The sequence below is a fragment of the Gemmobacter nanjingensis genome, from assembly GCF_014652195.1.
GTDB lineage: Bacteria > Pseudomonadota > Alphaproteobacteria > Rhodobacterales > Rhodobacteraceae > Gemmobacter > Gemmobacter caeni.
Map to the genome: position 1 here is coordinate 18,954 of NZ_BMYI01000028.1, position 13,600 is coordinate 32,553.

Genomic DNA, 13,600 nt, shown 5'->3' on the forward strand with positions numbered 1-13,600 from the left:
ATGAAGAAAGACGTTTTTCTTGGCACGATCCCTGCATTGCTGACGCCCTGCACCGCAGACCGTCAGCCCGATTTCGACGCCCTTGTGCGCAAGGGACAAGAGATGATGGCGGCCGGCATGTCCGGCGTGGTCTATTGCGGGTCATGCGGCGACTGGCCGCTGCTGACCGACGAACAGCGGATGGAAGGCGTGGAACGTCTGACGAAGGCCGGGGTGCCGGTCGTCGTCGGCACCGGCGCCATCAACACCAGATCCGCCGTGGCCCATGCCGCCCATGCCCAGAAGATCGGCGCCGCCGGTCTGATGGTCATTCCGCGGGTGCTGTCGCGCGGGCTTTCGGTCGCGGCACAGCGCAACCATTTCAAGGCCATCCTCGACGCGGCGCCGGATGTGCCGGCCATCATCTACAACAGCCCCTATTACGGCTATTCAACCAAGGCCGACCTGTTCTTCGCTCTGCGCGCCGAGCACAGAAATCTGATCGGTTTCAAGGAATTCGGCGGCAAGGCGGATCTGAGCTACGCCGCGGAACACATCACCTCGCAGGATGACGAGGTGATCCTGATGGTGGGCGTGGATACCGAGGTCTACCACGGTTTCGTCAAATGCGGCGCGGTGGGCGCGATCACCGGAATCGGCACGATCTTCCCGAAGGAATCGCTGCTTCAGGTCGCGCTGTCACGTCGCGCCGCCGAGGGCTGCCCCGAAGCCGACCTCCGCGCGCGCGAGTTTGCCGAGGCATTCTCGGTGCTGGCCAAATTCGACGAGGGTGTCGATCTCGTACTTTACTTCAAGCATCTCATGGTGCTGAAGGGCGAAAGCGAGTATGCGCTCAACATCAATGAAACCGATGCGCTGTCGCCCTCGCAGGCCAAATTCTGTGAAGCGCAGTTCCATCAGTTCAACAAGTGGTTCGCCGCATGGTCGCGTCAGGGCGGGGTGATCGCTGAATGCATGTGATCGACAGCCATACCGGCGGGGAGCCGACACGGGTGATCCTCGACGGCGGTCCCGATCTCGGGGCCGGGCCTCTGGCCGAACGGGCAATGCGGCTTGCCACGGAATACCGGGATTTCTACCGCTCGGTCATTCTTGAACCGCGCGGGCAGCCCGCCATGGTCTGTGCCCTGCTGGTTCCGCCGGTCGATCCGACCTGCGTGACCGGGGTGATCTACTTCGACGCCGAGGCGGTTCTGGGCATGTGCGGCCATGGCACCATCGGGCTGGCGGTGACGCTGGCCCATCTGGGCCGCATCGGCATCGGCCAGCACCGGATCGAAACGCCGGTCGGGGTGGTGACGGTCGATCTGCTGGACCCGACCACGGTTCGGGTGACGAATGTCGAAAGTCGCCGCACCCGCAGCGGCGTTTCGGTCGAGGTCGCGGGCGTCGGCGCTGTCACCGGCGATCTGGCCTATGGCGGCAACGGCTTCTTCATTGTCGATCCCAGCCCGATCCCTGTCACCGCCTCGAACATCCGTCAGCTGACCGAGGTTACCATTGCGGTGCGCGAGGCGCTTCAGACGTCGGGGATCACCTGCGCGCCGGGCATGCCGGTCGATCATGTGATCTTCTACGGCCCCCCAGAAACGCCGGAAGGTCACAGCCGCAACTTCGTGCTGTGCCCCGATGACGCCTATGACCGCTCGCCCTGCGGCACCGGCAGTTCGGCCCGGCTGGCCTGTCTTGCTGCCGCCGGACGCCTGGCAGAAGGCGCCGAGATCGTGCAGGAAAGCATCATCGGCAGCACCTATCGGCTGTCCTGGCGCAAGGGGGCGAATGGCGGGGTCATCCCCTCGATCACCGGCCGCGCCTATGTGATGGCGGAAAGCCGGCTGATCTTTCAGGCGGAAGATCCGTTCCGGCGGGGCATCGTGCTCTGACCCCAGCCCCGGCCGTCAGGGCCGGGGTTTTCCTTTGCTTTCATGGCTGAACGGAATGCCACATCCCACCCAAACGGAAATCATCGTCATCGGCGCCGGGATCATCGGCGTGACCGCCGCTCTGGCGCTTCAGGCCGAGGGGCACCGCGTCCGCCTGCTGGATCGCAAGGGCGTGGCTTCCGAAACCTCGCGCGGAAACGCCGGGGCCTTCGCCTTTGCCGAGCTGGAGCCGCTGGCCACCCCCGGCATTCTGCGCAAGGCGCCAAAATGGCTGCTGGACCCGCTGGGGCCGCTGTCGCTGCGCCCGGCCTATGCGGCGCAGATCCTGCCGTGGATGTGGCATTTCTGGCGCGCGACGGCGCCTTCACGCTACGAGGCGGCGGTGCAGGCGCAGTCAGGGCTGATGCGGCTGTCACAACAGGCGCTGGAGCGGCTGATCACGCGCGTTGACGGGGAACCCCTGATGCGGCGCGAAGGCCAGCTTCAGGTCTATGAGGGGCAGGCGCAGTTCGCCGCCTCGCTGCCCGCATGGGAATTGCGCCGCCGCCATGGCATCGCCTTCGACCTGCTGGAAAGCCCGGCGGCGATTGCGGAGATCCAGCCGGGGCTGAACCTGCGCTTTACCCATGCAGGCTTTACCCCCGGCTGGATGAATACCGTCGATCCCGCGCGCTGGACCGAACACCTCGCCGCTGCCTTCGTAAATGCAGGCGGGATGATCGAGGTGGCAGATGTTCGTGCGATCAGGCCGCGCGAGGCGGGCGCGGATGTCATCACCGCCACCGGACCCCGCGCCGCCGCGCAGGTGATCGTTGCCGCCGGGGCGTGGTCGCATCATCTTGCCCGGACGCTGGGCCACCGCATCCCGCTGGACACCGAACGCGGCTACAACACCACCTTCCCCACGGCCAGTTTCGATCTGCGTACCCATCTGACCTTCAGCAATCACGGCTTCGTCGTCAGCCGCATTGGCGAGGGCCTGCGCGTCGGCGGCGCGGTAGAACTGGGCGGCCTGAACCTTCCGCCGAACTACAGGCGCGCCGAAATCCTTGTGCGCAAGACAGCCGAGTTTCTGCCCGGTTTCGATCCGAATGGCGGCACGCAATGGATGGGTTTCCGCCCTTCGCTGCCTGACAGCCTGCCGGTCATTGCCCGCGCACCGGGGGCTGACCGGGTGATCTATGCCTTCGGCCACGGCCATCTGGGTCTGACCCAATCCGCCGGAACCGCCGAACTGGTCGCCGCCCTTGTGGCGGGCCGGGCACCTGCGCTGTCGCTCGTCCCCTTCGACCCGCGCCGGTTCTGAACCGGCCCCTGGCCTCAGCCGAACAGCCGGGGCCAGGTATCGGAAATGCGATAGCCCTCGGGCCAGGGGTCTGCCGGGTCCAGCATGTGCTGATGCGTGCCCGTGATCCATGCCCGGCCACTGATTTCGGGCCGGATGGCAGGAATTTCCCCGACGCGGGTTTCGCCAAGAATGCGGCCATGAAACTCTGACCCGATGATCGACACGCCGGTAAAGCGGTCCTCCGGACCCATCTGGTTGCGCGCATGCAGGATGGCCATGCGGGCGGAAACGGCGGTTCCGGTCGGCGAGCGATCCAGCTTGCCCGGCTGGATCGCCACCACCGATTGCGCCCGCAACTGGTTGCCCTGCCGCGACACCGGCCCGGCGAACAGACAGAAGGAGTGATGCGTCCAGTCGGGCTGCCCCGGATGCTCGAACCGATAACGCGCATTGGCAGCGTTGGTAATGCGGATGCCGGTTTCCGCGATCTCGCGCGCATTCCCGGCCACAAGCTCAATGCCCAGAGCAACCGGATCGACAACGACAAAACTGTCCCCGCCGAAGGCCGTATCAACCGTCAGGCAGCCCAACCCCGGCACTTCCAGCGGCACTTCCAGCCGCGTGGCGAAAGACGGCAGGTTTTCGACATGGATGCGCTCGGCCTTGCCCTGCGCGCATTCGGCCCGCACCCGCACCAGACCGCCCGGCGCCTCCAGCACCATTTCGGTAACAGGCTCCCGCATCGGGATGATGCCGCTGTCCAGCAGCACGGTCGAGACACAGATCGAGTTCGACCCCGACATCGGCGGCGTGTCCTCAGGTTCCATGATGATCCAGGCGGCCTGCGCCTCGGGATGCCTAGGCGGCACCAGCAGGTTCACATGCCGGAACACCCCGCCCCGCGGTTCATTCAGCATGAAATTGCGCAACACCTGATCGCGCGCAATCCAGTTGCGCTGATCCCACACTGTATTTCCCGGCGGAGGTGCGACACCGCCGACGATGACATCGCCCACCTCGCCCTCGGCATGGCATGAAACGACGTGAATGACCTTCGTGCTGCGCATGTCCTGCTCCGGCTATAATGAATCGCTGGTATTGCATATTGTATCCAATATACAATTCAAGCTATAACCTGTTCCGCTGGCCAAAGTTTGGCGATCCGGGGCATATCGGGCCTATGAAATTCGAAAGCACCGACCTGTCACAAACCCGATCCGCCGCGGATGTCGTTTTCGCGGCGCTGCGCACGGCCATCGTGAACGGTGATCTGGAAAACGGCAGCCAGCTCCGGCAGGAGGAAATCGCCACCGCCTTCAATGTCAGCCGTATCCCGGTGCGCGAGGCCATTGCCCGGCTTGAACAACTCGGCCTGGTTGAGACACGGCGCTACAAGGGTGCTTTCGTGACCGATCTTCCGCCGCAGGAGATCGCGGAAATCTTCCGGCTGCGGGCGCTTGTCGAAAGCGATGCCATCCGGCAGGCCGCAAGGCAGATGACCGGAGCGGCCCTGTCGGACGCCGAAACCGCGCATCTGGCCTTTGCCCGCGCGGTCACGCCGACGGAATGGATGGAACAGAACCGCCGCTTCCACTGCGCACTTTATGGCGCAGGCGGCCAACGGCACTATCTCGGCGTGATCGAAAATCTGCTTAATCTCAGCGACCGCTATCTGCGTGCCCAGCTTTCACTGACAGACGGCCAGCAGAAAGCAGTCGACGAACACGGGCTGATCCTTGACGCCTGCAGGTCCGGCGATGCCGAACGCGCGGCCCGCCTGACTGCCGCGCATATCGAGGATGCCGGGCGTGCCTTGCTGACCTGCCTTGGCCACTGACCGGCGCAGGGGTTCGGCTTGCCGAAGGCTCTGATCTGTCCTGCGGTATGCAGGCGGATCGGTCGTTGCCCTTCCTGCCGTCACCGTGCGAGGCTGTTGCGCGTTCGGCGGCGCGGTGTGACGAAGGAAGCGGATCATCCATGGCATTCGATCTGAAAACCCTGGAGCTTTTCGTCCGCGTGGCCGCACTTGGGGCGCTTGGAAAGGCGGGCGAGGATATGCGCATTTCGCCGACCGCCACGACGCAGCGCATTCAGGCGCTGGAGGCAGAACTGGGCGTCCGGCTGCTGCATCGCACCACACGCGCGGTTTCGCTGACCCCCGAAGGCGAAACCTTCCTGCTGCACGCCCGGCAGATCCTCGATAGCGCGGAAGAAGCCCGCGCGGCCATGTCATCAAGCCGCAGCCGGGTCTTTGGCGACTTGCGGGTCACCGCGTCGGCAGCCTTCGGGCGCAGCCAGATCGTGCCGCATATCGGGGAGTTTCTGCGGCTCTACCCCGAGGTTTCGCTCAGGCTCGACCTGAGCGACAGCATGGTGGACATCATCGAACACGGCTATGATCTGGCAATCCGTATCGGTGCGCTGGCTTCGTCTTCACTGGTGGCGCGGAAACTGGCGCAGAACCCGAGGCTGCTTGTTGCGGCCCCGGCCTATCTTGAACGGGCAGGCCAGCCCGCCTCGCCCGCCGATCTCAGGTCACATAGCTGTATCGTTCTGGGTGAAACCCGGAACTGGCTGCTGCGCGATGCCATGGGAACCGAGGTGGAAACACGCGTCTCGGGCCGGTTTACCACCAATTTCGGCGAGGCCGTGACGGAGGCTTTGCTGCAAGGCCTTGGCATCGGCCTGAAATCGCTCTGGGATGTCGCGGATCATCTGCAAGCCGGGCGTCTGGTGCGGGTGCTGCCCGACTATTCCGTCGGTCCCGACTGGTACGTCTGGGCCGTGCGCCCTCCGAACCGGGTGCTTCCGTCACGGGTGCAGGCATTCATTGAATTCTTTGAAAAAAGGTTTCAGACCGCAGTGCAGCAAGGCACAGCCCTGCCGCATGCCCCCGGCACCTGAATTTTGAAATTCCAAATTATCATTGCCTGAATGCGGTGATTATCATGAAATCCTCGCGGGGTAATGTTCCCCATGCGGCATTCCCGCCGTGACACCGAGGACAATTCCATGAAGCTCGCCCGTTTCCTTGCCCTGTTCACCAGGACGCAATGCCGCCCGCAAAGCCCTTATGTGCGGGCGATGCTGGGCGCCGTCATCGACGCCCGCAATGGATGACACGGCACCGGCCCTGCCCGACCGCCGCCCGAAGGAAAGGATTACTGCCATGAAAGCCGTCGCCCTGCTGCGCTATCTGCCGGTTGATGACCCCCAATGCCTTGTCGATGTGGAGCTGCCGATGCCCCGCGCCGAAGGCCACGATCTGCTGGTCGAGGTGAAGGCCGTTTCGGTCAACCCGGTGGATGCCAAAGTGCGTGCGCCCAAGGACAAGGCCGAGACCACGCCAAGGGTGATCGGCTATGACGCGGCCGGGATCGTCTCGGCGGTGGGGCCGGATGTGACCCTTTTCAAACCGGGCGACGAGGTCTGGTATGCGGGCGACATCACCCGCACAGGAACCAACCAGCAGTATCACCTTGTGGACGCGCGGATCGCCGGGCGCAAACCGGCCTCACTGACCTTCGCCGAAGCCGCCGCAATGCCGCTGACGACGATTACCGCGTGGGAGGCAATGTTCGACCGGCTGGGCATTGACCCCGATGGTGCGGACAAGGGCCAGTCGATCCTCTTGATCGGCGGCGCGGGCGGCGTTGGTTCCATCGCCATCCAGCTTGCCAGACGGGCGGGTTTGACGGTGATCGCCACCGCCTCGCGCCCCGATACGATATCCTGGGTCCGGGATCTGGGCGCCAGCCATGTTGTCAATCACCGCGAGGATCTGGTTGCGCAGGTGCGCGGGCTGGGTTTCCGGCACGTCGACCATATCGCGATTTTCAACGACATGCGGCACTGGGCTGCCTGCGTGGAACTGATCCGCCCGCAAGGCGGCATCGTGGCGATCGACGATACCGACCTGCCGATGCCAATGGGAGGCATGAAAACCAAGGCGGCCAGCCTGCACTGGGAATTCATGTTCGCCCGGCCCATGCACCAGACCCCCGACATGATCGAACAGCACCGGCTTCTGAATCGGGTGGCCGGGCTTGTCGATGCAGGCGAGATCCGCACGACACTGACCAGAACCCTGTCGCCCATCAACGCAGCAACGATGCGCGAGGCCCATGCCGCCGTAGAATCCGGCCGGATGATCGGCAAGATTGTCGTCGAAGGATTCTGAACTTTCCTGTGCAGGAATGGCCCGGCAGTTCGAAGCTGCCGGACCAGCCACGGGTGCGGCACGGGTCCGGGCCTACAATCTCTTGAGATCGCAGATGCTTACATCCGGCGCCTATTCGGAGATCCCGGCTTCGTCGACACGCTCCATCTCCCGCAGGCGACTGCCATGCATGAGGCCAGCGGCGGCCAGTCTGGGATAGGCCGCAGCGGCCAGCACAGAATTGACACGGTGGAGATCACGCAAGATGTCGAAGAACAGCTTTGCCGAAGCACTGTCCGAAGATCCCTGCGAAAGATCCGCCGCGATGATCCTGTCTTCCCGGCTGCGAAAAACATCCTTGCGACTGGCCAGTTCCTTGGCCACCTCCAGATCGTCAGAGCAAAGTGCTGCGGGCAGCACCTGAAGCGTACCCGTCAGAACAGCCCGCAGATCGCTCAGACTGTCTTGCTGCATGGTGTCGAAGACGCTGTTTCGGCGCACCTTCTGGCGGGCGCGGTCGCTCAGGGTGCGGCGGATGATGTCGCCCGCATGTTCCAGGCTGCCTGCGTAATGCAGGATCATCCGGGCACGCCGCGCTTCGTCTCCTGTCTGGCCTTCGGCTGTCAGCCCGGACAGATAACGTCCAAGCGCCTTGAGATGCGCTGAGAGTTGGTCCCCCAGTGGCGACAGATCGCGCAGGCCTTCCAGTTTGCCGCTTTTCAGAACATCCAGAGGCAGTTCGATCATCCGGGCCACCATCTCGGCCATGCGCGTGGTTTCCAGCCCTGCATTGATCAGCGCCATCTGCGGTGTGGTTGCCGCCGAAACCGTCAGGTATCGCGGCGCAGCGAGCCCCTGATCCGGGGGCGGATCACCCGGCACCAGCCGCGCCACCACCCCCGGCACCTTGTGCGACAGCGGCAGGAAGATGATCGCGGCAGCCAGGTTGAAACCCAGATGCATCTGCGCCACCGCCGTAGCTGGCGTCAGATGCATCCCTGCCAGCCCGCGCAGCAGCGGCGCCATGCCCAGCAGGGCAAGCACCGCCAACCCGCCCCGGCACAACAGGTTTGCAACCGGCAACTGCCGTGCGGCGGCAGGCTGCCCCATCGTGGCGGTCAGCGCGGGAAGGCCGCCTCCGAAGTTCAGCCCCAGCACGAAAGGCAGCGCCTGATCCGGTGCGAGGCTGCCGTTCATCACGAAGGTCGTCAGCAACAGAACGACTGCCAGCGACGAATGGCAGATCCATGTGAGAAGGGCCCCGGCCAGAAAGGCAAGCATCGGCTCGGCCGACAGGGCATTGAGGAGATCGTGAAACAGCGTTGCCTCGCGCAGCGGCGCGGTTGCGCCGACCACCAGCTTCAGCGCGAACAACATCAGGCCAAGCCCGATCAGCATGCGCCCCATGTTGCGTGGGCGGAACTCGGCGGATCGGCCAAAGGTCACATAGCCCGCAAATATCAGCACTGGCGCCAGCATCGCAGCCACCGAAGATCCAGAGGCCAGCACCGCAGCCGTGGCCGCCGACCCGACATCCGCCCCCAGCAATACCGCCAGCCCGGCGGCAGGCGCCAGAACACCGCCAGCCGCAAGACTGGCCACGATCAGCGTGGTCGCGGTGGCACTGCCCAGAATGGCCGTGACACCCAAGCCGCCACCGAAGGCTGCGATCCGGCTCGACAGCCTTCGTTCCAGCCAGGCGCGCAGCCGGTCGCCCCAGCCACGCTCCATCCCGGTGCGGACCATGCGCACACCCCAGAGCAACAGGGCAACGCCCCCGAGCAGATCGAGGATGACAAACGTGCCGGTCATGGCAGGGCCCTTTCAGTCTGCGACGGAAAGATCCGGCACCACTGCGCCGATATTGTAGCCCTCCAGCTGGGCGGTTTCCCAGACGCCGGGCGTGAAGCTGAGGATGGTGCCGGTGCCGGGCGTCACCGGGATCACCCGTGCGGGTGGCATCTGTAAAAAGGCGTCCAGCGCGGCGCGGATCACGCCACCATGCACCACCGCCAGCAGGTCGCCGGAACCCGCGGCGAGCCAGTGGCGCAGGCCCCCTGCCACCCGGTCACGAAACACGGCCCAGGGCTCGCTGCCTTCGGGGGTGTACGTGCCCGCGCGCCAGGCGTGATACAGTTCGGCGTCGGCGGCGATCAGATCAGGCTTCGTACGCCCGGTCCAGCTGCCCATGTCCCACTCGCGCAGGCGCGCGTCGCTGGGACAGTCGCCATGGCCGATCAGTTCAGCGGTCTGCCGGGTGCGTCCCAGATCCGACGACACCACCCGCGCCGGTTTCAGCGCCCGCACGAAGGCGCTGAAACGGCGGGCCTGTTCGATCCCGCGTTCGGACAGGTCGGAGTTGTCCTGTCCCTGCAGCCGGGATTGGGCATTCCATGTGGTTTCGCCATGGCGCATCAGGATAAGGCGCATCATTCGATCCTTTCGCCGGTTGCGGCAAAGACGGCGTCCGGCGCGCCGGTAAGTGCAAGTTCGATCAGATCCCCCGGACGGGCATCGGGAAAATCATCAACAATCGCCGACAGTCGCAGCACGCCCGTCGCTGCGGTCACCATGACCTTGCCCGCCATGGGGGCCGCCTCGGAAAATTCTGCCGTCAAGATGGGCCGCCCGGGCGCGCGACCGATGGTGATTTGCTCTGCCCGATAGAACAGCTGCACCGCGTCATGGCTTCCGGCCAGCGCTGCCGGCGCCAGCGGCACCCCGGCATGTACAAGCATGTCGCCCTCACGGGTGGCAGGCAGCAGATTTCCGGGGGGTGTCCCGAGGAAGGTGGCGACAAAGGTGGTGGCCGGTCGTGCCAGCAGGTCACGCGGCGGGCCAAACTGTTCGACCCGGCCCTGGTTCATCACCGCCACATGGGTGGCCATCGTCATGGCCTCCACCTGATCATGCGTCACATAGACCGAGGTGGCGCCCGTCGCCCGGTGAATCCGCATCAGCTCGCTGCGCATCTCGATCCTGAGCTTTGCATCCAGATTGGACAGCGGCTCGTCGAACAGCAGGATCGAGGGTTTCGGGGCCAGTGTGCGGGCAATGGCGACCCGTTGCTGCTGCCCGCCCGAGATTTCCGCCGGATAGCGGTCGCGCAGGGCGGCGATGCCCAGCAATCCCAGCACCTCGTCAATCCGTGCCTCGCGCGCGGCCCTGTCCCAGCCGGCCACCTTCAGAGGCCAGCCGATATTGCCCGCCACCGTCATATGCGGCCAGAGCGCATAGGACTGGAACACCAGCCCCGCATTCCGCATCCTGGGATCGGCAACCACACCGCCCGTTCCCGAAGAAACGACCTGCCCCATGAAGGCAATCTCGCCGCCGGTCGGTTCATCCAGCCCGGCCAGCATGCGCAGAAGGGTGGATTTTCCGCAGCCTGACGGGCCAACCAGCACAAGGAAAGACCCCGGCGGGACCGAAAGCGAAAGATCGGGAATGGCCGTAAAGTCGCCGAAGCGTTTCACGAGATTGGTGATGCGGATCGCATCCTTTGCTTCGTTCGGGACAGAAGCCATGAAAGTCACTCCTTCCATTTCTGCACGCGCGCCTGAAGGGCCTGCGCGACAAGCGAGGCCGTCAGACAGATCACGAGGATCAGAACGGTGATGGCATTGGCAAATTGCATAAACCCTTCGGCGGCATAGCGGTAGGCGACCATCGAAAGGACAGGAGAGGTGGCGCTGAACAGCAGGACGACCAGCGACAGGTCGCGCACCATCTTGACGAAGACGAGAATGGCGCCCGCCAGAAGCCCCCGGATTGCCAGCGGCACGACGATGGCCCACATCCGCCGCAAGGGACCGGCGCCGGTGAGCCGGGCACTTTCCTCAAGATCGGTGGAAATCTGACCCAGCACAGATCGCCCGCACTGCACCGCATAGGGCAGGTTATGCGCGGCGGCAGCCATGACCAGCAGCGTAAAGCTGCCGTAAAGCGAAGGCAGCGGCCCGATAGGTGCGCCAAACAGGGCGATATAGGCTGCGGCGAAGGCAATCGAGGGGATCAGCAGCGGCAGAAAGGCCAGCTGCGACAGGATATTGGCCAGCACGGTCCCCTTGTTGCGGGTAATCGTATGGGCCAGCGCCAACCCCAGAAGCATCGTGATCAGTGCCACCACCACGCCCAGCTTCAGCGTGTTCAGCAGTGCGCCGATCAGCACAGGATTGCGAAAGATGCCCGCCGTACCCTGTGCGATCTGGCCGCCCCCCTCGCCAAGCCAGAAATGCAGCGTCCAGTTTGAAAACAGCGCCCCGGTCTGCGTCGCAAGGCTGGAGGCGACCAGAACCACCACCGGCACGATCGTGGTCAGCATGGCAAGCCCGAAGCCCGCCACAAACAGCGGCCAGCGCCATTTTCCCAGAGGAAAGCGCCGGGTGCGCCCGCCCTTCCCGGTCACGGTCACAAAGGCACGCCGCCCTGAAACCAGCCGGTCCGACAGAAACAGGAAGATGCCGGAAACAGCAATCAGCAAGAGCGCCAGCACGAAGCCGCGCTCCGCCTGACCAATCTCGATCATGCCGAAAAGCCGGGTTGAAAGTGTCTGCATCCGCACCGGCAGGCCCAGCAGCGCAGGCGCGGCGAAGTTCGCCACCGCACCCGCGAGTGTCAGCGAGGCCGCCGAAACCAGCGCCGGCGTCACCACCGGAAGCACGATGCCGAAGAAGATGCGCGGACGGCGGGCGCCGGTCATCTGCGCAGCCTCGACCAGGTCTGCGCCGACCGAAGACAGCGCGGCGGCGATGATGGTGAAGGCCAGCGAATAGTAATGCGCGATCAGCACGATCAGCACCGGCACGATGCCCCAGGCCAGCCAGTCGGGAATGATGAAGCCGTTCGCCTCGAAAAAGCCCGGTGATCCGCCCATACGCCCGTTGCGAAACAATGTGCCCCAGGCCAGCGCCGCCGCAAAGCTCGGGATCATGAAGGGCAATGTGTGCAGCACTCCCAGAATGCGACGGCCCGGCACATCGGTCATCACCACCAGCCAGGCGGTGAAGCCCCCCAGCAGCAGACAGCCCGCCGAAACGCCCAAACCCAGGATCAGGGTGTTCATCAACGGGCGCCACCACAGGTTCGGCGACATCGGGCTGGCAAGTATCGCCCCCCAGGCTTCGATCCCGGCGGGGCTCAGGGTGGCCAGAAGGATGCGCAGCAGCGGGGCAAGCACCAGAACGCCGACGATCAGGATCATCAGCAGCGGTGCGAGTCTGCGCGCGGTCAGAAACCGGCGCCAACCGGGCGCGGCAAGCTCGGGCATTGACATGGGGAAAATCTCCGGCGGACGGCGGGCGCAGCCTGTCGCGGCTGCGCCACACCCGTATCATTGCAGGGTGATGATCAGATCGGCGATGCGGGCGCGGTGTTCCGCCACGGCCTCGGTATTGATGGTCCATGCCTTCAGATCTTCCAGCGGCACGGAATCCGGGTCATCGGCAATGGTCGTGCGGGTCGCATAGTCGCCCGGAACGTTGAAGGGCGCAAAGGCCGGGCCCCCGTCTGCCGTGTCATCGCCAAACATGAAGTCGATCAGCAGCCGCGCCGCGGCCGGACTGGGCGCCTTGTCCGCCACCGCCAGCACCGCCGGGAACAGGATGCCATTTGCAGGTTCAACATCGTTGGCAACCTGCAATGCCCAGCCTTCCTCTTCATTGTCGCGGCGGTCGGAATAGGTGCCAAAGGCGACCGGCGGGTCCTTGGCATCCCGCGTCCCGACGGCCTTGTTCAGATCGTCACTGTTCGAGACCAGAACCAGATCGTTGAGAAAGAGATTGCGGATGAATTGCTCTCCCGCGCCCGACAGATCATCGTCGATCACGATATCGCTGCCGAACTGGGCCTTGTACGCCGCCGCCATCTCGTCGGGATGGAGCGCAATCTCGGTCAGAAGGTCCAGCAATTCGCCGCGCTGCGTCGGATCGACCATCATCACCTTCCCTGACCATTCGGGCAGGGTCAGTTGCCAGAGATTGGTGACCGGGCTTCCGTCGGGATAGGCCTGCTCGTTATACATGAGCACCTTGGTCGACAGCCGGTGCACCAGAAGCGGCGCCTTGAAACGATTCTCGATCTGGTCCGCCAGCCTTGGCGGCACATAGGTATGGATGCGTCCGGGCGCCAGAAGGTCACGTAGCGCAACCGGCGCATCGGCGATATAAACCCACATTCTCCAAGTAAGTCGCTGATTTCGCTGTCGTAATCGTGATATTTCGCATATAAATCATGGCGTTGACGGCTGCGAGGGGCGCGTTTCATGGATCA

The 13,600-nt window shown here is 64.5% G+C and carries 12 protein-coding genes; 6 read left to right on the forward strand and 6 right to left on the reverse strand.

The annotated features are described in order from the left end of the window. The 3 genes from IE126_RS23490 to IE126_RS23500 are packed head-to-tail and all read left to right on the forward strand — an operon-like array spanning position 1 to position 3,189. The gene (locus IE126_RS23490; protein ID WP_108129090.1) at positions 1-960 is read left to right on the forward strand and encodes a dihydrodipicolinate synthase family protein; all 960 of its coding nucleotides are present in this window, start codon (positions 1-3) and stop codon (positions 958-960) included. Next, positions 951-1,883: a 4-hydroxyproline epimerase gene (locus IE126_RS23495; RefSeq protein WP_189382618.1), complete on the forward strand. Its 933-nt coding sequence runs from the start codon at positions 951-953 to the stop codon at positions 1,881-1,883. Before IE126_RS23490 ends, IE126_RS23495 begins: the two co-directional genes overlap by 10 nt. 55 nt (positions 1,884-1,938) lie before the next feature. After that, positions 1,939-3,189, forward strand: a complete 1,251-nt coding sequence (locus tag IE126_RS23500) for an NAD(P)/FAD-dependent oxidoreductase (RefSeq protein ID WP_189382619.1) — start codon at positions 1,939-1,941, stop codon at positions 3,187-3,189. Between the two features lie 14 nt (positions 3,190-3,203). On the opposite strand, the gene IE126_RS23505 is transcribed toward IE126_RS23500, so the two are convergent. After that, positions 3,204-4,238 carry a trans-3-hydroxy-L-proline dehydratase gene (locus IE126_RS23505; protein ID WP_189382621.1) on the reverse strand — a complete coding sequence of 345 codons (1,035 nt, stop codon included), beginning with the start codon at positions 4,236-4,238 and terminating at the stop codon, positions 3,204-3,206. A gap of 113 nt (positions 4,239-4,351) precedes the next feature. Between IE126_RS23505 and IE126_RS23510 the strand changes: the two genes are divergently transcribed. The 3 genes from IE126_RS23510 (at position 4,352) to IE126_RS23520 (ending at position 7,351) form a co-directional block, all read left to right on the forward strand. Beyond that, a complete protein-coding gene (locus IE126_RS23510) occupies positions 4,352-5,008 on the forward strand; it encodes a GntR family transcriptional regulator (RefSeq protein WP_189382623.1) in 657 nt (218 codons plus the stop codon). Positions 5,009-5,148: 140 nt separating this feature from the next. After that, positions 5,149-6,075, forward strand: a complete 927-nt coding sequence (locus IE126_RS23515; protein WP_108129095.1) for a LysR family transcriptional regulator — start codon at positions 5,149-5,151, stop codon at positions 6,073-6,075. A 265-nt stretch (positions 6,076-6,340) separates the two neighbouring features. Next, complete coding sequence (locus IE126_RS23520; protein WP_108129096.1) at positions 6,341-7,351, forward strand: zinc-binding alcohol dehydrogenase family protein; 1,011 nt, start codon at positions 6,341-6,343, stop codon at positions 7,349-7,351. A 111-nt stretch (positions 7,352-7,462) separates the two neighbouring features. On the opposite strand, the gene IE126_RS23525 is transcribed toward IE126_RS23520, so the two are convergent. From IE126_RS23525 to IE126_RS23545, 5 genes are read right to left on the reverse strand one after another with little or no spacing between them, the layout of a single operon-like run. Next, positions 7,463-9,142 carry a Na/Pi cotransporter family protein gene (locus IE126_RS23525; RefSeq protein ID WP_189382625.1) on the reverse strand — a complete coding sequence of 560 codons (1,680 nt, stop codon included), beginning with the start codon at positions 9,140-9,142 and terminating at the stop codon, positions 7,463-7,465. Positions 9,143-9,154: 12 nt separating this feature from the next. Further along, positions 9,155-9,763 (reverse strand): histidine phosphatase family protein, encoded by a 609-nt coding sequence (locus tag IE126_RS23530; protein WP_199750674.1) that lies wholly within the window; start codon positions 9,761-9,763, stop codon positions 9,155-9,157. Beyond that, the gene (locus tag IE126_RS23535; RefSeq protein WP_189382627.1) at positions 9,760-10,857 is read right to left on the reverse strand and encodes an ABC transporter ATP-binding protein; all 1,098 of its coding nucleotides are present in this window, start codon (positions 10,855-10,857) and stop codon (positions 9,760-9,762) included. The genes IE126_RS23530 and IE126_RS23535 overlap by 4 nt, the downstream gene beginning before the upstream one ends. Before the next feature lie 5 nt (positions 10,858-10,862). After that, complete coding sequence (locus tag IE126_RS23540) at positions 10,863-12,605, reverse strand: ABC transporter permease (protein ID WP_229825842.1); 1,743 nt, start codon at positions 12,603-12,605, stop codon at positions 10,863-10,865. Positions 12,606-12,662: 57 nt separating this feature from the next. Continuing rightward, positions 12,663-13,505, reverse strand: a complete 843-nt coding sequence (locus tag IE126_RS23545) for an ABC transporter substrate-binding protein (protein WP_189382628.1) — start codon at positions 13,503-13,505, stop codon at positions 12,663-12,665. Between the last annotated feature and the right edge of the window lie 95 nt (positions 13,506-13,600).